Source organism: Rhodoferax sp. (assembly GCF_039922535.1).
In the GTDB taxonomy this organism is placed as follows: Bacteria; Pseudomonadota; Gammaproteobacteria; order Burkholderiales; family Burkholderiaceae_C; genus Rhodoferax_B.
Genome location: NZ_JBDTEM010000110.1, coordinates 1 through 17,418, shown reverse-complemented (window position 1 = coordinate 17,418; position 17,418 = coordinate 1). Strand labels below are relative to the sequence as shown.

At 60.4% G+C, this 17,418-nt stretch carries 19 protein-coding genes and 1 pseudogene; 8 read left to right on the top strand and 12 right to left on the bottom strand.

Going from position 1 to position 17,418, the window contains the following annotated elements; genetic code table 11:
- A pseudogene (locus tag ABI213_RS05265) lies at window positions 1-172 on the bottom strand (2,3,4,5-tetrahydropyridine-2,6-dicarboxylate N-succinyltransferase); the annotation flags it as partial.
- Between the two features lie 10 nt (window positions 173-182).
- A complete protein-coding gene (gene dapC, locus ABI213_RS05260; protein ID WP_348026313.1) occupies window positions 183-1,472 on the bottom strand; it encodes a succinyldiaminopimelate transaminase in 1,290 nt (429 codons plus the stop codon).
- Window positions 1,473-1,542: 70 nt separating this feature from the next.
- Here dapC and ABI213_RS05255 point away from each other — a divergent pair, with 70 nt between their 5' ends.
- Window positions 1,543-1,929 carry a hypothetical protein gene (locus ABI213_RS05255; RefSeq protein WP_348008783.1) on the top strand — a complete coding sequence of 129 codons (387 nt, stop codon included), beginning with the start codon at window positions 1,543-1,545 and terminating at the stop codon, window positions 1,927-1,929.
- On the opposite strand, the gene ABI213_RS05250 is transcribed toward ABI213_RS05255, so the two are convergent.
- Window positions 1,904-3,136 carry a GNAT family N-acetyltransferase gene (locus ABI213_RS05250; RefSeq protein WP_348008790.1) on the bottom strand — a complete coding sequence of 411 codons (1,233 nt, stop codon included), beginning with the start codon at window positions 3,134-3,136 and terminating at the stop codon, window positions 1,904-1,906. The two genes, ABI213_RS05255 and ABI213_RS05250, sit on opposite strands and share 26 nt — an antisense overlap.
- A 34-nt stretch (window positions 3,137-3,170) precedes the next feature.
- Here ABI213_RS05250 and ABI213_RS05245 point away from each other — a divergent pair, with 34 nt between their 5' ends.
- Window positions 3,171-4,835 (top strand): NAD+ synthase, encoded by a 1,665-nt coding sequence (locus ABI213_RS05245; protein ID WP_348008782.1) that lies wholly within the window; start codon window positions 3,171-3,173, stop codon window positions 4,833-4,835.
- A 32-nt stretch (window positions 4,836-4,867) separates the two neighbouring features.
- Window positions 4,868-5,206 (top strand): P-II family nitrogen regulator, encoded by a 339-nt coding sequence (locus tag ABI213_RS05240; protein WP_348008781.1) that lies wholly within the window; start codon window positions 4,868-4,870, stop codon window positions 5,204-5,206.
- Between the two features lie 9 nt (window positions 5,207-5,215).
- Here the strand turns inward: ABI213_RS05240 and ABI213_RS05235 are convergent, their stop codons facing one another.
- From ABI213_RS05235 to ABI213_RS05215, 5 genes are read right to left on the bottom strand one after another with little or no spacing between them, the layout of a single operon-like run.
- A complete protein-coding gene (locus ABI213_RS05235) occupies window positions 5,216-5,599 on the bottom strand; it encodes a diacylglycerol kinase (protein ID WP_348008780.1) in 384 nt (127 codons plus the stop codon).
- 9 nt (window positions 5,600-5,608) lie between these two features.
- Window positions 5,609-6,130: an RDD family protein gene (locus ABI213_RS05230; protein WP_348008779.1), complete on the bottom strand. Its 522-nt coding sequence runs from the start codon at window positions 6,128-6,130 to the stop codon at window positions 5,609-5,611.
- Window positions 6,127-6,783: a DUF3106 domain-containing protein gene (locus tag ABI213_RS05225; protein ID WP_348008778.1), complete on the bottom strand. Its 657-nt coding sequence runs from the start codon at window positions 6,781-6,783 to the stop codon at window positions 6,127-6,129. The genes ABI213_RS05230 and ABI213_RS05225 overlap by 4 nt, the downstream gene beginning before the upstream one ends.
- Window positions 6,784-6,822: 39 nt before the next feature.
- The gene (locus tag ABI213_RS05220) at window positions 6,823-7,278 is read right to left on the bottom strand and encodes a DUF3619 family protein (RefSeq protein ID WP_348008777.1); all 456 of its coding nucleotides are present in this window, start codon (window positions 7,276-7,278) and stop codon (window positions 6,823-6,825) included.
- Window positions 7,275-7,841: an RNA polymerase sigma factor gene (locus ABI213_RS05215; protein WP_348026311.1), complete on the bottom strand. Its 567-nt coding sequence runs from the start codon at window positions 7,839-7,841 to the stop codon at window positions 7,275-7,277. The genes ABI213_RS05220 and ABI213_RS05215 overlap by 4 nt, the downstream gene beginning before the upstream one ends.
- Window positions 7,842-8,143: 302 nt before the next feature.
- On the opposite strand from ABI213_RS05215, the gene ABI213_RS05210 reads away from it, so the two are divergent.
- The 3 genes from ABI213_RS05210 to ilvC all read left to right on the top strand — a co-directional run bounded on the left by ABI213_RS05210 (window position 8,144) and on the right by ilvC (window position 11,787).
- Entirely contained in the window at window positions 8,144-9,937 is a 1,794-nt protein-coding gene (locus ABI213_RS05210; protein WP_348026309.1) for an acetolactate synthase 3 catalytic subunit, read from the top strand.
- 208 nt (window positions 9,938-10,145) lie between these two features.
- Entirely contained in the window at window positions 10,146-10,637 is a 492-nt protein-coding gene (gene ilvN / locus ABI213_RS05205) for an acetolactate synthase small subunit (RefSeq protein WP_348006082.1), read from the top strand.
- Between the two features lie 133 nt (window positions 10,638-10,770).
- Window positions 10,771-11,787, top strand: a complete 1,017-nt coding sequence (gene ilvC / locus ABI213_RS05200) for a ketol-acid reductoisomerase (protein WP_348006081.1) — start codon at window positions 10,771-10,773, stop codon at window positions 11,785-11,787.
- 74 nt (window positions 11,788-11,861) lie between these two features.
- Here the strand turns inward: ilvC and ABI213_RS05195 are convergent, their stop codons facing one another.
- The 3 genes from ABI213_RS05195 to ABI213_RS05185 all read right to left on the bottom strand — a co-directional run bounded on the left by ABI213_RS05195 (window position 11,862) and on the right by ABI213_RS05185 (window position 14,155).
- The gene (locus tag ABI213_RS05195; protein WP_348006080.1) at window positions 11,862-12,281 is read right to left on the bottom strand and encodes an RcnB family protein; all 420 of its coding nucleotides are present in this window, start codon (window positions 12,279-12,281) and stop codon (window positions 11,862-11,864) included.
- Between the two features lie 252 nt (window positions 12,282-12,533).
- Window positions 12,534-12,755 (bottom strand): hypothetical protein, encoded by a 222-nt coding sequence (locus ABI213_RS05190; RefSeq protein ID WP_348006079.1) that lies wholly within the window; start codon window positions 12,753-12,755, stop codon window positions 12,534-12,536.
- Between the two features lie 56 nt (window positions 12,756-12,811).
- Window positions 12,812-14,155, bottom strand: coding sequence for a PLP-dependent aminotransferase family protein (locus ABI213_RS05185; protein WP_348026307.1), 1,344 nt, complete (start codon window positions 14,153-14,155; stop codon window positions 12,812-12,814).
- A 92-nt stretch (window positions 14,156-14,247) separates the two neighbouring features.
- Between ABI213_RS05185 and ABI213_RS05180 the strand changes: the two genes are divergently transcribed.
- Both ABI213_RS05180 and ddlA read left to right on the top strand, forming a co-directional pair.
- Window positions 14,248-14,844: a DJ-1/PfpI family protein gene (locus tag ABI213_RS05180; protein WP_348006077.1), complete on the top strand. Its 597-nt coding sequence runs from the start codon at window positions 14,248-14,250 to the stop codon at window positions 14,842-14,844.
- A 52-nt stretch (window positions 14,845-14,896) separates the two neighbouring features.
- A complete protein-coding gene (ddlA, locus tag ABI213_RS05175; RefSeq protein WP_348006076.1) occupies window positions 14,897-16,003 on the top strand; it encodes a D-alanine--D-alanine ligase in 1,107 nt (368 codons plus the stop codon).
- Window positions 16,004-16,390: 387 nt separating this feature from the next.
- Here ddlA and ABI213_RS05170 read toward each other — a convergent pair whose 3' ends face one another.
- Window positions 16,391-16,708, bottom strand: a complete 318-nt coding sequence (locus tag ABI213_RS05170) for a hypothetical protein (RefSeq protein WP_348006075.1) — start codon at window positions 16,706-16,708, stop codon at window positions 16,391-16,393.
- Between the last annotated feature and the right edge of the window lie 710 nt (window positions 16,709-17,418).

The following is a 17,418-nucleotide window of genomic DNA, read 5'->3' as shown; positions in this document are numbered from 1 at the left end:
CCGTCCACTGGCCCACGCCTTCGCGGGTGGCGACGCGCAATGTGCCGTTGTTGAGCTGCTCGATGGCGTGCTCGACCGCTTCCAGAACTTCTTTGGGCGCAGCGGTGGTCGACAGGTTGGCACGATTTTCCCAGGCGGCGTCGATGGTGGCTTGCAGGTTGTCTTGTGTCATGTTGGGTTTTTCAGTGAACGTTGGATTGGATGAATTGGACGATGCGCCGGGCGGCTTCGACGCATTCGGCGGTTTCGGCGACCAGCGCCATGCGGATGCGGCCGGCGCCGGGGTTGAACCCCTGCGCATTGCGCGCCAGGTAACTGCCCGGCAACACGACGACATTGTAAAGAGCCAGCAATTCGCGCGAGAACGCCGTGTCCGAACCGTTGAACGCCTCGGGCACGGCCGCCCACAGGTAAAAACCGGCGTCGGGCAGGGCCACATCCATTACCTCGGCCAAGATGGGGGTGACTTCGGCAAATTTGCTGCGGTACAGGGCGCGGTTGTCCACCACGTGGGCTTCGTCGTTCCAGGCCGCGATGCTGGCCGACTGCACCACCGGCCCCATGGCGCTGCCGTGGTAGGTGCGGTACAGCAAAAACGGCTTGATCAGTGCCGCGTCGCCCATCACAAAGCCGCTGCGCAGGCCGGGCACATTGCTGCGCTTGGACAGGCTGGTGAATGCAATCAGGTTTTTAAAGTCGCTGCGGCCCAGCTTGGCTGCCGCTTCCAGCCCGCCCAAGGGCGGTTCGTCACGGAAGTAAATCTCGCTGTAGCACTCGTCCGAGGCGATCACAAATCCATAGCGGTCGCTCAAATCGAACAGTTTTTGCCATTCGCTCAGCGGCATGACCGCGCCAGTAGGATTGCCGGGCGAGCAGACAAACAGCAGCTGGGTGCGGGCCCATACCTCGGCGGGTACGCTGTCCCAGTCCACTGCAAAGTTGCGCGCCGGGTCGCTGGGGGCGTAGTAGGGCGTGGCCCCGGCCAGCAGGGCCGCACCTTCGTAGATTTGGTAGAACGGATTCGGACAGACAACAACCGGAGCCCCCACGCTCGCCACTTCGTGTGCATCGCTGCCCCCCGAGGGGGTGCCGCCCGCCTTGGGGCGGCCCGGCGCCGGGCGGGCCCCGGGCTGGGTCGGGTCGATGACGGTCTGGGCGAACGCAAACAGGGCTTCGCGTGAACCGTTGACCGGCAGCACCTGGGTGGCTGGGTCTAGCGCTAGCCCGTAACGGCGCTGGACCCACTGCGCCATCGCCGTGCGCAAAGCCGGTTCGCCACCCGTGGCCGGGTAGCCCGACAGGCCTTTGATGCCGCCCAACATCGCCGTTTCAATGAAGGCTGGTGTGGCGTGCTTGGGTTCGCCGATACCCAGACTGATGGCGCGGTAGGCGGGGTTCGGGGTAACGCTGGCGAAAAGTTGCTTGAGCCGCTCGAAAGGGTAGGGCTGGAGGGTGGATAGCAAAGGATTCATAGGGCCTGATTATCGTTGCAGCCACTTATCATCCCCGTCACACCTTTAGCAAACATTACTAAAAACGACCATGACCGATTTCACCAAAGTAGTCCTTTTTACCGACACCGATGGCGTTGCCAAATTCCGCGACGAAACCATCCCGCTGACCGAGGGCAAGCCCACCTCGCAACTCAGCCTCTTGCAAGCCAGCGGGGGCTTCCAGCTGCGCCACAGCCCGGTGGGTTTTGCCAGTAGCTTCCACTGCACCACCGACCCGCAGTGGGTGGTCATTTTGGGCGGACAGATGGAAATTGGCCTGCAAGACGGCACGGCGCGCGTGTTCCAGCCGGGCGACCACTTTTACTCGGCCGATGTGCTGCCCGCTGGGGCCACGTTTGACGATAAGGTGCATGGGCACCGCAGCCGTCTGGTGGGCGATGTACCGCTGGTCACGATGTTTGTGCGGGGGGCGTGATTTTTAGCGGGCTGCGCTGGGCCAAATCGTCCATGTAGCCCGCAATCCCCGCGCCTTCGCGTTCTAAAAAGCGTTCCACTGCGTCGGCAAATGCCGGGTGCGCCAGCCAGTGGGCGCTGGTGGTTTTGACGGGAAGCAAGGCGCGGGCCATTTTGTGTTCGCCTTGCGCGCCGCCTTCAAACCGGGTCACGCCGTGGGCGATGCACCACTGCAGCGGTTGGTAGTAGCAGGCTTCGAAGTGCAGGCAGTCCACGCGTTCGAGCGCCCCCCAGTAGCGGCCATAGGCGACCAAAGGTTGGGTATCTTTTAAGCCACTGGCGCAGGCGCTATCTGCGCTGACAGCTATCAAACTGGTAGCAATAGGAATTTTGACTCCCTGCACCTCGCGCTCGGCCACAAATAGAAGCCAGTGCTCCGGCATGGTGTCGGCCATGCGCTGGAAGAAATCGCGGCTCAGGTAGGGCGCGTTGCCGTGCTCCAGGTAGGTACGCTCGTAGCAGCGGTAAAAGAAATCCCAGTCTTGCGGCGTGATGGCACGGCCCTGGGCGTGGCGGAATGTCACGCCCGCATAGGCCACCTTGCGGCGCTCTTGGCGGATCTTTTTACGCTTGTCGTGGGCTAGGGAGGCGAGGAAGTCGTCGAAGTCGCGGTAGCCAGGTTCTTTGTTCGTCCAATGGAATTGGACGGTGTGGCGCAGCATCAGGCCCGCATCGGCGCAAGCTGTCACATCCACCGGGTTGGCAAACAGCACGTGCAGTGAAGATAGTTCCTCCTGTTCACACCACGCCACCAGCGCCTGGACCAGCACCGCACGCGACTCCCCATCGCGCGCCAGCAGCCGTGCGCCGGGCACGGGGGTAAAGGGGGCGGCGACCACGGCCTTGGGGTAGTAGGGCACGCCGTGCTGCTGGTAGGCGTTGGCCCAGGCCCAATCGAACACATATTCGCCGTAAGAATGGCTCTTGATGTACAGCGCGCAAGCGGCTTGCAGCACGTCGCCCAGCCACACCGTGACCAGCCGCAGCTTCCAGCCGGTGGCGGGCGTGGCACTGCCGCTGTGGTGCAGGGCGGCCAGGTATTCATAGCGCATAAAGGGGCTGGCATCGGGCTGGAGTGCCAGCAGGCTGTTCCACACTTCAGCGGAAAGCTGCAGGGGCGAGTTCAGCACCCGAATGACATAATCAGTCGCGCTGTCTTCTTCTGCCATCTGGCCTGTTGCCACCACCGTATTTTTTGTTTCCATGACTCTCAAACTCTGTGTTGCCCAGCTTAACTTTGTCGTCGGCGACCTGGCCGGTAATGCGCAAAAAATCATCGACGCTGCCCGCACGGCCTACGCCGATGGCGCCCGGCTGGTCTTGACCCCCGAGCTGTCGATTTGCGGCTACGCGGCCGAAGATTTGTTCTTGCGCCCGGCCTTCACCGCTGCCTGTGATGATGCCGTGAAAACAGTGGCCCGCGAACTCGCCGGGTTAAAAGGCCTGCACGTGGTGGTGGGCCACCCCCAGGGCGGGGACGACCGCACCAAATCGGTGGCGGTGCAGCACCGTTTCAACGCCGCCAGCGTGTTTTGCGAAGGCCAACTGGTGGCGACCCACATCAAACGCGAGCTGCCCAATTACCAGGTGTTTGACGAGCGCCGCTACTTCACGCCGGGGAATGGCGTGTGCGTGTTCAAGGTAGAGGGCGTGCAGGTTGGCCTGCTGATTTGTGAAGATGCCTGGTTCGACGCGCCCGCGCGTGCCGCCAAGCAAGCTGGGGCCGAGCTGCTGGCCGTCATCAACGCCTCTCCCTTCCACATGGGCAAGGGCGGCGAGCGGGTGTTGCGCATGGCCGACCGGGCCCGCAGCGTGGCGCTGCCGCTGGTGTATGCGCACATCGTGGGCGGGCAGGACGAGGTGGTGTTTGACGGCGGCTCCTTCTGCGTCAATGCCGACGGTGCCCTGAGTGGCCGTGCCCCCAGTTTTAAAGAAAATCTGTTCTTTGTGCAGGCAGTACCTGCGCAGGCAGCTATTGAATTGGTAGCAATTGTCGAGCCTGAGCGTAGCCTGCACGCCGAGCTGTGGGATGCCCTGGTGCTGGGCCTGCGCGACTACGTGCGCAAAAATCGCTTTCCCGGCGTGCTGCTGGGTTTGTCGGGTGGCATTGACTCTGCGCTGGTGTTGGCGATTGCGGTGGATGCGCTGGGCAAAGACAGTGTGCGCACGGTGATGATGCCGTCCCCCTACACCGCCGATATTTCCTGGATCGACGCGCGCGACATGGCCGCCAGGGTGGGCGTGCGGTACGACGAAATCTCTATCCTGCCAGAATTTGAAGCCTTCAAGGCATCTTTGGCCGTGCACTTCATCGGCCGCGACGAGGACACCACCGAAGAAAACATCCAGGCCCGCATCCGGGGCACGCTGCTGATGGCTTTGAGTAACAAATTCGGCAGCATTGTTGTAACTACCGGTAATAAAAGCGAAATGGCGACCGGCTACTGCACGCTGTATGGCGACATGGCGGGTGGCTTTGCGGTCATCAAAGACGTTGCCAAAACCCTGGTGTTTGCTCTGGCCCGCTGGCGCAACGAAAACGACCCCTACGGCACCGGCAGCAACCCCATTCCCGACCGCATCATCACCCGCCCGCCTAGCGCCGAATTGCGCGCCGACCAGACCGACCAGGACAGTCTTCCGCCCTACGAGGTGCTGGACGCGATCCTGGAGCGTTACATGGAAAACGACCAAAGCTTAGAGACCATCATTGCCGCCGGGTTTGCGCCTGCCGACGTGGAGCGCGTGACCCGGCTGATTAAAATCAATGAGTACAAACGCCGCCAGTCGCCCGTCGGAATTCGGGTTACCCACCGCAGCTTTGGCAAGGATTGGCGCTATCCTATTACGAGCAGCTTCCGCGCTTAAATCAACGCAAAATTTAACGAGACAAAGGTTCTATGAAACAAATTACCGCCATCCTCAAACCGTTCAAAGTGGAAGAAGTGCGCGAAGCATTGGCTGAATGCGGCGTGACGGGCCTGACCGTTACCGAAGTCAAAGGTTTTGGCCGCCAGAAAGGCCACACCGAGCTGTACCGCGGTGCCGAGTACGTGGTGGACTTCTTGCCCAAGGTGAAGATCGAGGTGGTGGTGAAATCCGAAGAGGTTGACCGCTGCGTGGAAGCCATCGTCCGCGCTGCCCGCACCGGAAAAATCGGCGACGGCAAGATCTTCGTGACCAGCGTGGAGCGCGTTGTGCGCATCCGCACTGGCGAACAGGACGAAGCGGCGGTCTAAATCTAGGTTCTAGGGGTTGAGGCGCTGCACCAGCGCCAAAATCCAAATGGTGGCGGTGATCACTATGGTCAGCAAGACGGCTGCGCTGCCCATGTCTTTGGAGCGTTTAGACAGCAGATGCCATTCGGGCCCAATACGGTCTATCGCGGCCTCGATCCCGGTGTTGAGCAGCTCCACCACCATCAACAGCACCACGGAGCCCGCCAGCAGGGCGAATTCCACCCAACTGCGGGCGATCCAGGCCGCCAGCGGCACCAACACCATGGCGGCGATGGCTTCCTGGCGAAAAGCGGTTTCATGCCAACCGGCCCGCAGGCCCGCCAGCGAATAGCCTGCGGCATGCCAGATGCGGGTAAGCCCCTTGCGGGTTTTTTGGGCGGTGGGGGATTCCATGTGAAGAGCTTAACGGCTCAGAGGCAGTGAACCTACCAGCTTGGTGCCCGCCAGTGCGTCATGCCAAAACTGGCGTTGGGGGTGGAAGCGGCTCAGCAGCGCCCAGCAAGCCACCCAGCCCAGCAAAATCACCAGGGTTTCGCCAACCGGCAGGCCAAACGGGGCCATGGCGGCTAACGGCGGCAGAAACCAGATCCAGCTCCACAGGTAGCGCAGCAGGGCGCGTGGCTGGCTGATGGCCTGGCCGCTGCGACTCACCACGCGGATGTTCCAGGTCTTCATGGCCAGGGTTTGGCCCTTGGACCAGAACCAGGTGAAGTAGATGCCAAAAATGACGAACAAAAAGGCTTGTAATCCGGGCCGGTTGTCCATGGCATTGCGGGTCTGGCTGAGTGTGCCAAACAGGTAGCCCGCAATGAAGACCACACCAAACATCAGCATGCCCTCGTACAGCCAGCAGGCCATGCGGCGACGCAGGCTGGGCGTGGTCAAAGAGATGGGTGGGAGGGCTGGTGCCGCCGGTACATTCATTGTCCGGCGGGTTTGACCGGTTGGGGCGCTACCGAGCTGCCGGTGCTGAACCGGTAGGCGGGCATTGGCAGCAGGGTGTGCGGGTCAATCTGGTGCGCACCTGTGGCAATGGACGGGCCTTTGGGTTCGTTGAGGCGCGAGAGCGGCACGCTGGCGAGCTTTTGCGAAGGCGTGAGCTTCACGCCCGTGGCCGCACCGGCCAGCTTTTTCTGCATATGTTTTGCAAGCTTGGCTTTTTCTTCGGGACCCAGCGTTTGGTAAGCCTCCCATTTGGCCTGCTTTTCTGCGGGCGACAGGCGTTTGGCTTCGGCAAAATTCAGCCTTGCCTGGCTGCGCTGTACCCCGCTGAGGGCCCCCCAGTCCAGCATGCGTTCTTGCAGAACGGCCTGCATGGTGGGCGACATTTTTTCAAAGTTGACCGACAAAGCCAGCCATTTGCGCTTTTGCTGCTCGCTGATGTTGTTCCAGTGCGTCGCCAGGGGCTTGAGCGCCTGCTGCTGCGCTTGCGTGAGCTCATTCCAAAGTGGCTTTTGTTCAGGCTTGCTGCTGGAAGCCAAAGGAATGGACGCCGGGCCAAAATCTGGAGTAATCTCCGCCCACACGGCTGATGCCACGCCCAGGGACAACACCACCCCCACACAGGAGGCAGGCAACAAGTTCCTAAGCGATAGCAGCATCCGTATCCGTTCCAATTAAGGGGTCGTGGTGTCTCGGTTGGCCTTGAGGAATTCCACAAAACCAGGGTCGGTATAGGCCGCGGTGGGCAAGTCGTCGGTCAGCAGGGCGGTATCGACTTCGGCGAGCTCGTCGGCGCGTAGGTCGTTTTGCACTACGTAGATCGTCAGCAACCCGGCCACCAACGCGACCAGCGGCAAGGCGGCGGCAAAACGGGTCCACCAATTGGGTCCGTTGCTACCACCTTGACCACCAAATGTCAGCGCGGCCGTACCGCCACCCTGGCTGGCTACGACGGTGGCGCTGCGCATCACGGTCTGTTTGCGGTGCGCCAGTGCCTGCACGCGGGCAACGCGCAGGCGTTCGGAGATGTCGTGCGGTAGCGCAGCAGAGCCTTCTGTCAAGCGCGCTGTGACGTTGCGCGCAAAACGGTCTTGCGCCGACAGCATGGGGTTGGTTTGCAGCTGTGTCATAAATGTATTCCTCTGGCCTTGAGCGCCTTGCTGAGCGACTGGACTGCCCGCGAGCAGTGGGTTTTGACGCTGCCTTCCGAGCAGCCCATGGCGCTGGCGGTTTCGGCAACGTCCATCTCTTCCCAGTAACGCATCAAGAACGCTTCTCGTTGACGCGCCGGTAACTCTTGTATCTGGGTGTCAATCTCTCGCAATACCTGTGCCCGGCGCGTGGTGTCTTCGGCACTCTCGGTGCGTTCGGTGTTGTCGGACGACTGGAAGGTCTCCAGCAGATCAAACTCGCCATCGCCATCGCCCGATTCAAAGTCGCTCATGTTTGAAAACAAGGCGTTACGGGTCTTTTGGCGGCGAAACCAGTCCAGCGTGCAGTTCGACAGAATCCGTTGGAACAGCATAGGCAACTCGGTCACCGGCTTGTCACCATAGTGCTCAGCCAGTTTCATCATGCTGTCTTGCACGATGTCTAGCGCTGATTCTTCGTTGCGCACGTGGTACACCGAGCGTTTAAAGGCCCGGCTTTCAACGCTCTTGAGGAAGTCAGAAAGTTCGCGTTCAGTGGCCAAAAGGGTCTTGCCTGTGGGGCGGATCGGTGGGAATGCGTGGTTTTCTGGGAAAACGGAATGCCCTGGGTTGGGGCGCGTGCGGCCGGATTATGGCATTGCCCGGCGAATTTATTGGTGCGGTGCGCAGTTTTTGCGTGGGACGATGCCATAATCCGCCTTGCTAGTTAAAAAGCAAACGGATCATGGTTCGGCGATGCAAGCAGCTCGCCCATGGCTTTGGTCTTAAGTTCCGACACAACTCCAAAAGAGTGCGTGAAGGAGCACCCAAGGTATTTCGTTAGAGAAATTCACAAAGGTTCATCATGGAAATCAACAAAGCCGAAATCGCTTCGGCCGCCGCAGCATCCTCTTCCAACACCGCCTCGCGTCCTGCTCCTGTTGAGCTGATGGGTGCCGAGATTCTGGTGAAGTGCCTCCAAGCCGAAAACGTCAAGCACAGCTGGGGTTACCCCGGTGGCGCAGTGCTGTACATCTACGACGCGTTCTACAAACAAGACACCATCCAGCACGTGCTGGTGCGCCACGAGCAAGCCGCCGTGCACGCCGCTGACGGCTATGCCCGTGCGACCGGTGATGTCGGTGTGGCGCTGGTCACGTCCGGTCCGGGTTTAACGAATGCTGTCACCGGCATTGCTACCGCCTACATGGACAGCATTCCCATGGTGATCGTCAGCGGCCAGGTGCCCACACACGCCATTGGCCTGGACGCGTTCCAGGAATGCGACACCGTCGGCATCACCCGCCCCATCGTCAAGCACAACTTCCTGGTCAAGGATGTGCGCGATCTGGCGGAAACCATGAAGAAGGCCTTCCACATTGCCCGCACCGGTCGCCCCGGCCCGGTCGTGGTGGATATTCCGAAGGATGTCTCCTTCAAAAAAACCGCTTACCACGGCTACCCCGAGTCGGTAGCGATGCGCTCGTACAACCCGGTACGCAAAGGCCACGGCGGCCAGATCCGCAAGGCATTGCAGCTGCTGTTGGCCGCCAAGCGCCCTTATATCTACACCGGCGGCGGCGTGTTGCTGAGCAACGCTTCGGCAGAGTTGCGCACTTTGGTGGACATGCTGGGCTACCCCTGCACCAACACCTTGATGGGCCTGGGCGCATATCCTGCCAGCGACAAGAAATTCCTCGGCATGCTGGGCATGCACGGCACGATCGAGGCCAACAACGCAATGCAGCATTGCGATGTGCTGTTGGCCGTCGGCGCCCGGTTTGATGACCGCGTGATCGGCAACACCAAGCATTTCGCGCAAAACGAGCGCAAGATCATCCACATCGACATCGACCCGTCCAGCATTTCCAAGCGCGTCAAGGTCGATGTGCCTATCGTCGGCGACGTGAAAGAAGTGCTGACCGAGCTGATCGCGATGATCAAAGAGTCCACCACCAAGCCCGATGCCGATGCCTTGGGCAGCTGGTGGGACACGATTGAAGGCTGGCGCAGCCGCAACTGCCTGAAGTTCAGCATGGGCTCCAGCGACGTGATTAAGCCTCAGTATGTGGTGCAGACCCTGTGGGACATGACCAAGGATGCCGACACCTACATTACGTCGGACGTGGGCCAGCACCAGATGTGGGCCGCGCAGTACTACCGCTTTGACGAACCCCGCCGCTGGATCAATTCCGGTGGTTTGGGCACCATGGGCGTGGGCATTCCTTACGCCATGGGTGTCAAGCTGGCCAAGCCCGACAGCGAAGTGTTCTGTATCACCGGCGAAGGCTCGGTGCAGATGTGCATCCAAGAGCTGTCCACCTGCCTGCAGTACAACACGCCGATCAAGATCGTCTCGTTGAACAACCGTTACCTGGGCATGGTGCGCCAGTGGCAAGAGGTGGAATACGCCGGCCGCTATAGCAGCAGCTACATGGATGCCTTGCCCAATTTCGTCAAGCTGGCCGAGGCCTATGGCCACGTCGGCATGCTGATTGAGCGCCCGGAAGATGTGGAGCCCGCCCTGCGCGAAGCCCGCAAGCTGAAGGACCGCACGGTGTTCATGGACTTCCGCACCGACCCCACCGAGAACGTGTTCCCGATGGTGCAGGCTGGCAAGGGCATCACCGAAATGCTGCTGGGTAGCGAGGATTTGTGAAACCTTGCGGGACAGACCGCAGTCGCCGCAGGCGGCCAGCTCTGTCCTCAACTAATTAAATGTAGATAAATCGGGCTCTAGTGCAGATGCTACCTGCGCTGGCAGCTATTATTTCGATAGTAAATCAACTTTTTGATGAATCTATTGCTTGCCAAGCCCGTGCATTACCGTGTACGGGGGAGGGCGGCGAAAAGAGGAATCTAGTCTTATGAAACACATCATTGCTGTCTTGCTGGAAAACGAGCCTGGTGCTCTTTCCCGCGTCGTGGGTCTGTTCTCCGCCCGGGGTTACAACATCGAGTCGCTCACGGTGGCTCCCACCGAAGATGCGACGCTGTCGCGCATGACCATCCAAACGTCTGGCTCCGACGACACTATCGAGCAGATCACCAAGCACTTGAACCGCCTCATCGAGGTAGTCAAGGTGGTGGACCTGACCGAAGGTGCTTACACCGAGCGCGAGCTGATGATGGTCAAGGTGCGTGCCGTCGGCAAAGAGCGCGAAGAAATGAAGCGCATGGCCGACATCTTCCGCGGCCGCATCATTGATGTGACCGAGAAGAGCTACACCATCGAATTGACCGGCGACCAGGGCAAGAACGATGCGTTCTTAGAGGCCCTGGACCGCGGCGCCATCCTGGAAACCGTGCGCACCGGTGCCAGCGGCATTGGCCGCGGTGAACGCATCTTGCGGGTTTAGTTTTTAGTTGTCCGTACGCGCGTTTTGACGGGCTCAACGCGAACGGACTATTTTTGGCGATATCGGTAAACGTTCGCCCTGGGCCTGTCGATGGGCATTTCGCCAAACCCTTTAATTTTTCTGAAAGAAGACCATGAAAGTTTATTACGACAAAGACTGCGACCTCAGCCTGATCAAGGGCAAGACGGTTGCCATCATCGGTTACGGTAGCCAAGGCCACGCCCACGCGCAAAACTTGAACGACAGCGGCGTGAATGTCGTGGTCGGTCTGCGCAAGGGTGGCGCTTCGTGGGACAAGGTTGGCAAGGCCGGCCTGAAGGTCGCTGAAGTGGCAGAAGCCGTCAAGTCCGCTGACGTGGTCATGATCTTGTTGCCCGACGAACAAATCGCTGCGGTCTACAACGCGGACATCGCCCCCAACATCAAGCAAGGCGCGGCCCTGGTGTTTGCCCACGGCTTCAACGTGCATTACGGCCTGGTCAACCCCCGCGCCGATTTGGACGTGTGGATGGTCGCTCCCAAGGCTCCTGGCCACACCGTGCGCGGCACCTACGCCCAAGGCGGCGGCGTGCCCCACCTGGTGGCGGTGTACCAAGACAAGTCCGGCAAGTCGCTGCAAATGGCACTGTCGTACTCCATGGCCAACGGTGGCGGCAAGTCCGGCATCATCGAAACCAACTTCCGCGAAGAAACCGAAACCGATTTGTTCGGCGAACAAGCCGTGTTGTGCGGCGGTGCCGTTGAGCTGATCAAGGCCGGTTTTGAAACCCTGGTAGAAGCCGGTTACGCGCCTGAAATGGCCTACTTCGAATGCCTGCACGAGCTGAAGCTGATCGTTGACATGATCTATGAAGGCGGCATCGCCAACATGAACTACTCGATCTCCAACAATGCCGAATACGGTGAATACGTCACCGGCCCACGCATCGTCACGGCTGAGACCAAGAAGGTCATGAAGCAAGTGCTGAACGACATCCAGACCGGCGAATACGCCAAGAGCTTCATCCTGGAAAACAAGGCCGGCGCTCCTACGCTGATCAGCCGCCGCCGCCTGACCTCCGAGCACCAGATCGAAGTCGTCGGTGCCCAGTTGCGCGCCATGATGCCTTGGATCGCCAAGAACAAGCTGGTCGACCAGACCCGCAACTAATCGCTCTGCGATAAGTCCCGCTTCGGGCCTGCTAACTTTAGGGTTAGCAGGCCCGAAGTGCGTTAGGGGCTAGCTCAATAGTTGCCCAACAAGACCTGCGCGATGATGCCGGTAGCGATGGCGACCAGCACGTAGTCGCCGCCGGTCTGCACCCAGTGGTAGCCGCGCGGAGGTGCACTCAGGTGGTGGTCACGCCAGTGGTCTACGACGTACTGGTTGCTGCGGTATTGGCTGGGCAGGCGGCCGCCGCGGCGGAAGTTGTGGTCAGGACCGGCACCACGCTCTTGCGCAAAGCCGGGGCCGTTGCGGTGCTGCTCTTGCATGCGCTGCGGACCCGGGCCGCGGTTGTTGTCGGGTCGGTTATTGGGTTTCCCGTGCTGCTGGTTCTGGCGTTGAAAGTCGTCGTTCCCATGGCCGTTGCCTTGGGCAAAAGCGATGCTACTGAACGCCAAAGAAGCGGCGGTGATTGCGGCGACGAATACTGTCTTTTTCATGGAAAACTCCTTAAAAGTCCACGGTGGAGAACACCGCGTACCTTCCTATTGGAGCCCAAGATCGCACGCAGGGATGTAGGACAGGGAGTGCTTTACCAGGGTGTTACTTGGCGCTGCATGCGCTATGTAAAAAGTAGCTTCTCGTGCAAGTGCAATCTGCGTAAGTGGCACTTTTTACTTGAATCCGCTTGGCCCAGAAAGACCCGCGCAATGGTACCGGTGGTGACAGCGCGGAGGGTGAAAAAACCAGGTTCACGTATTCAGGGCGCCTTCAGGTTGCACTGCCTGCAGCGCCAGCAGACCGTCGACCAGGGTGGCGGAGGCGGGCACCAGCGCCAGGTCGAACATGGTCTTTGGCGTGAAGCTGTTGAATTCGATCCGGCCCTGTGTGTCGCGGCCCAGCTCTTGCGCGCCAGCAGCGGATGCCAGCAAGCTTGTGGCTGCGAACAGCAGCCCATAAATGAGTCGTTTCAAAGCCTTGCTCCAGGGGTGATGGTGGCGGTGAAATCGGGCCCGCCCACTTTAAACGCTCAATACGACTGCTCGCCCACCACCCGTCGTACCGTCTGCAATGCACTCCGCAGCTTGTCCAAACCGACGGAACCCAGCGCCAGACGCAGTGCATGCGGCACCTGCTGCGAGGTGGCAAAGGGCTCGGCGGTAGATACCGAAACGCCTTCGCGCACCAGCGCCGCCGCGACACGGTCGGCGCGGGTTTCTTCTGGCAGGGGCAGCCAGACGAAATACGAGGCCGGATGCCGCACGCAGCGCAGCCCGGCGAGTGCGTCGGCGGCAATCACCTGCCGGGTGGTGGCATCTTGCCGTTTCTCTGCTTCCAGCCGCGCGACGGTGCCGTCGTCCTGCCATGCGCAGGCGATGGCCGTCGTTACACCGGGCGTGCACCAGGTGGTGGAGCGGATCGCCCGTTCGATCTTCGGTACCCAGGCATCTGGCACCGCGACGAAGCCCACGCGCAGCCCGGTCGCCACGCTTTTGGACAAGCCGGAGACATATACCGTGGTTTCTGGTGCCAGCATCGCCAGCGGTGGTGCTAACTTTTGGGGGCCATCGGCCAGAAACGCGTAGGCCGCGTCTTCGATGATCAGCAAGCCATGCCGTCGGGCAATGGCGACCAGTCGGCGGCGTCGGCTTTCGCCCATCACCCAGCCCAGCGGGTTGTGCAGAGTCGGCATGGCGTAGATGGCCCGCACGCGGCGCTGCGCGCAAAGGCGCTCCAGCGCGTCCAGGTCCGGCCCTTGTCCGGCTGCCGGAATCGGCACCAGCTCCAGCCGGTGCGCCTCGGCCAGCACCTTGAAGCCTGGGTAGGTCAAGGCATCCACCGCGACCACATCGCCGGGCTGCAGCAGGGCCATCACCGTTACCGCCAAGCCGTGCTGCGCGCCGTCCACCAGCAGCACACGGGACGGCTCGGCCACCAACCCGCGCGACTTCAGGTGCCGCGCAATGCATGCGCGCTCGTGCATGCGGCCGCCGTGGGGCGCGTAGCGCAGCATCGCCTCCAGGTCACCACCCGCAGCGAGTTGCCGCAACGCATTGCGTAGCAGATCTGCCTGACCGGGTAGCGAGGGATAGTTGAAGTTCAAATCGACCAGGCCCGCAGCTACGGCTTGCTGGTCGGCACCTTGGCCGGGCGGCAGTGTGGTCTCGCGCACGAAGGTGCCGCGGCCCACCTCGCCGCTAACCAAGCCCATGGCTTCCAGCTCGGCATAGACGCGCGACGCCGTGACCAGGGCCAGGCCGTGGCGCTCGGCCAGCCGCCTATGTGTGGGTAGGCGAGTGCCAGGCTGCAGACGGCCCGCGCGGATTTCAGCCGCGAGTTCATCCACCAGTTGCTTGTAGCGTGCTTGGGCCATTGCTCAGTGTATCCATGACAATTTTTTGATTGTCCTTGATCTTTTGCCTACCATGCACGTGCCCCATCACAACCCGATCCATCCAGACCACCATGCACATCGCCATCCTTACCTTCGACGGTTTCAATGAACTGGATTCTTTCGTCGCCCTTGGCGTACTCAACCGCATCAAAAAACCGGATTGGCGTGCCAGCATTTGCTGCCCCACGCCGGAGGTCACGTCCATGAACGGCGTTACCGTGCGTGCCCAGTCCTCGCTGGACGAAGCGCGCCTTGCCGATGCCATCGTCGTCGGCAGCGGCATACGGACCCGCGAGGTCGTCAGCAATGCCGCGCTGATGGCCCGCCTGGCGCTGGACCCAAGTCGGCAATTAATTGCGGCCCAATGTTCCGGCACCTTGATTCTGGCCAAGGTCGGTTTGTTGGGCAGCGTGCCGGCGTGCACCGACCTGACCACCAAGCCGTGGGTGCAAGAAGCGGGCGTGGAAGTACTGAACCAGGCTTTCTACGCGCAGGGCAATGTCGCGACCGCCGGTGGCTGCTTTGCCGCGCCGTACCTGGCCGCCTGGATCATTGCCCGAGCCGAAGGGCTGGATGCCGCTGCGGCGGCGCTGCACTACGTGGCCCCTGTGGGTGAAAAAGACGCTTATGTTGCCAATGCACTGAAGAACATCACGCCGTATGTGTGAATGTCGAGCACTGCACTGGACATAATGCCCTTGTAAAGCAAGGAAACGGAATATGAGCGAAAAAACCAGGATCGGCATCATCTTTGGCGGCAAGTCCGCCGAGCACGAGGTGTCGCTGCAGTCGGCCAAAAACATCGTCGATGCGCTGGACATGACCAGGTTTGATGTCACGCTGATCGGCATCGACAAGCAGGGCCAGTGGCACGTGAACGATGCGTCCAACTACCTGCTGCATTCCGAGAACCCCGCGCTCATCGCGCTGAACCGCTCCAACCTGGAAGTGGCTCTGGTGCCGGGCAAAGAAAGCAGGCAATTGATCAGCACGCAGGATTCATCTGCCGTAGCATTGGGCCAGATCGACGTTTTGTTTCCCATCGTCCATGGCTCGCAAGGCGAGGACGGCTCGCTGCAAGGCCTGCTGCGCATGGCCAACCTGCCGTTCGTGGGCTCGGGCGTACTGGGCTCGGCGGTGTGCATGGACAAGGATGTGTCCAAGCGCCTGCTGCGCGATGCCGGGCTGGCCGTGGCCCCGTTTGTGGTGTTTACGCGGGCCAGCCTGCACCGTGCGCGGTTCGACGAGGTGGTGGGCCAGTTGGGGCTGCCGCTGTTCATCAAGCCAGCCAATATGGGTTTGTCGGTGGGCGTAAGCAAGGTGCGCAGCGAAGACGAATTCAAATGCGCCCTGGCCTTGGCGCTGGAGTTTGACCACAAGGTGCTGGTGGAGCAAGCCATCACAGGCCGCGAGATCGAATGCGCGGTGCTGGGCAACGACGATCCGCAGGCCAGCCTGTGCGGTGAGATCGTGCTGCGTGACGACTTCTACTCGTACGACACCAAGTACATAGCCGACCAAGGCGCGGCGGTGGTGGTGCCTGCGGACATCGACGATGCCGCCAGCCAAGAAGTCCGCCGCGTGGCCTTGGAGGCGTTTCGCGTGCTGGACTGCGCAGGCATGGCGCGGGTAGATGTGTTTTTGACACCGGAGGGCAAGGTGCTGGTCAACGAGGTGAACACCTTGCCCGGTTTTACCTCCATCAGCATGTACCCCAAGCTATGGCAGGCCAGCGGTATGACGTATACCGGGTTGATCACCCGGCTGATCGAACTGGCGCAGGAGCGGTATGCGCGGGACCGGGGTTTGAAGACTTCGATTACTTAAAAGGATGCAAAAGCAAGTGCAGTCTCGGATGTGCTGGTCGTTGGCGCTGGTGCCGATTTCGTCGTTCTTGAACTTGGTGTTTAGGGTCGTGAGATCAAGCTCGTTACCTTCCCACGTAGCCCTGCGCGAAAGCGGGGGTGTCTGGGGCTATTTGTTCAGGCAATACCACGGGAAGCAGCAGGTTGTTGAGGCCCTCTAGTTTGTAGCGGACCATGAGCGAGGTCTCCTTGCACTGCTGATTGCAAAGGACATGCCAGTCTTTTTACAGCCTAAACATTAGAGGTAAGGGGCTATGGCCCGGGGGGATTGAGGAAAGCAGCTACGCCGATTCCGCAGTCCCGCTTGATCGAGAGGTTCGGCGGTGCGTGACGGCCGGATACTGGACTGCTAACTCTCATTGCTATCTTGATGCTGCTTACGTTCTTTGATGCGTTCATTTACACGGGCGTGAGCGGCATTACGAAACTCAATTGCGCTAGCTGCTACGTCAACCGCGCCATTCTGGATTGAGGCTGCAATATCCTGCCGCGCTCGATAAACAGTACGAATGTTGAGATAGGCGAGGTAAACAATGCAGCCCAGAAAAGGGACAAAAACCGCAGCACCTGGATCCCTTCCTGAGTTACCAATCAAGAAACCAAAAAAAGTTAGTAGCGCTATTCCAACGACATTGAGTTTTAACAGCAACCAGAAAAAATGTTTCATGTGGTTTCCCGTTTACGTTGGCAGATTCTTCCGCTTGAAGCGGCAACCGTGAGGAGTCGAAGCGCGTGCAGCGTCCTTGCACGGTCTGACAATCAGCGTTTATCTGCCGCGCAACAGTGCCCGCACAAGGCGAGGACGAGAATCGCGGCAGATAAACCATGTTGGACTGAACCATCGTCGAGGATGGTTTGGCGGTAATGTGGAAGGTATAGGGGATTGGAGCCATCGCCCTGTTTTATCAAATCATTATGGCCTAGCCTGGGGACCTGATAGCCCCTTGCAGATGCGTTGCCAATCCGAAGTCAGTGCGGTTTTCATCCACAAGCAGGATGCATCTGCACACCGCGCGGAGCCACCGCACTCTCAATGGCTGCATCCCTCCAGTCAGGCGCAGACCGTCCCCCAACACGCCGTGCCGTGTTGTGTCGTACTGCTGCATGCTCCTGTACAGTTCCCCCCCCCCTGCGCTGGCCTCATGGTGCCCCCCCGGCACGGAGCTTGCTCATGGCTGGCGTTGGTGCCAACATCCCTTACCGCCCTCACCACCCGCAGCACGCCACTCTGGCAACACGGATATTGCCGGGTCTGCATGCGTACTTCGCGCCGGAAAAGTGTTACCCATATCCTCGCCCGCCGGGGTGAATTCCTGGCAGGGGATGTCAATAGCATCAACTCAAATTAAAGCTTCAAGCCAAATCACCCTCTAGCGC

What these genes read in the sequence shown, in the direction of transcription:
- dapC (WP_348026313.1), bottom strand. Translation starts at nt 1,472, where the DNA reads ATGAATCCTTTGCTATCCACCCTCCAGCCCTACCCTTTCGAGCGGCTC.
- ABI213_RS05170 (WP_348006075.1), bottom strand. Translation starts at nt 16,708, where the DNA reads ATGAAACATTTTTTCTGGTTGCTGTTAAAACTCAATGTCGTTGGAATA.
- ABI213_RS05240 (WP_348008781.1), top strand. Translation starts at nt 4,868, where the DNA reads ATGAAACAAATTACCGCCATCCTCAAACCGTTCAAAGTGGAAGAAGTG.
- ddlA (WP_348006076.1), top strand. Translation starts at nt 14,897, where the DNA reads ATGAGCGAAAAAACCAGGATCGGCATCATCTTTGGCGGCAAGTCCGCC.
- ABI213_RS05195 (WP_348006080.1), bottom strand. Translation starts at nt 12,281, where the DNA reads ATGAAAAAGACAGTATTCGTCGCCGCAATCACCGCCGCTTCTTTGGCG.
- ABI213_RS05235 (WP_348008780.1), bottom strand. Translation starts at nt 5,599, where the DNA reads ATGGAATCCCCCACCGCCCAAAAAACCCGCAAGGGGCTTACCCGCATC.
- ABI213_RS05185 (WP_348026307.1), bottom strand. Translation starts at nt 14,155, where the DNA reads ATGGCCCAAGCACGCTACAAGCAACTGGTGGATGAACTCGCGGCTGAA.
- ABI213_RS05230 (WP_348008779.1), bottom strand. Translation starts at nt 6,130, where the DNA reads ATGAATGTACCGGCGGCACCAGCCCTCCCACCCATCTCTTTGACCACG.
- ABI213_RS05255 (WP_348008783.1), top strand. Translation starts at nt 1,543, where the DNA reads ATGACCGATTTCACCAAAGTAGTCCTTTTTACCGACACCGATGGCGTT.
- ilvC (WP_348006081.1), top strand. Translation starts at nt 10,771, where the DNA reads ATGAAAGTTTATTACGACAAAGACTGCGACCTCAGCCTGATCAAGGGC.
- ABI213_RS05210 (WP_348026309.1), top strand. Translation starts at nt 8,144, where the DNA reads ATGGAAATCAACAAAGCCGAAATCGCTTCGGCCGCCGCAGCATCCTCT.
- ABI213_RS05250 (WP_348008790.1), bottom strand. Translation starts at nt 3,136, where the DNA reads ATGGCAGAAGAAGACAGCGCGACTGATTATGTCATTCGGGTGCTGAAC.
- ABI213_RS05245 (WP_348008782.1), top strand. Translation starts at nt 3,171, where the DNA reads ATGACTCTCAAACTCTGTGTTGCCCAGCTTAACTTTGTCGTCGGCGAC.
- ilvN (WP_348006082.1), top strand. Translation starts at nt 10,146, where the DNA reads ATGAAACACATCATTGCTGTCTTGCTGGAAAACGAGCCTGGTGCTCTT.
- ABI213_RS05180 (WP_348006077.1), top strand. Translation starts at nt 14,248, where the DNA reads ATGCACATCGCCATCCTTACCTTCGACGGTTTCAATGAACTGGATTCT.
- ABI213_RS05220 (WP_348008777.1), bottom strand. Translation starts at nt 7,278, where the DNA reads ATGACACAGCTGCAAACCAACCCCATGCTGTCGGCGCAAGACCGTTTT.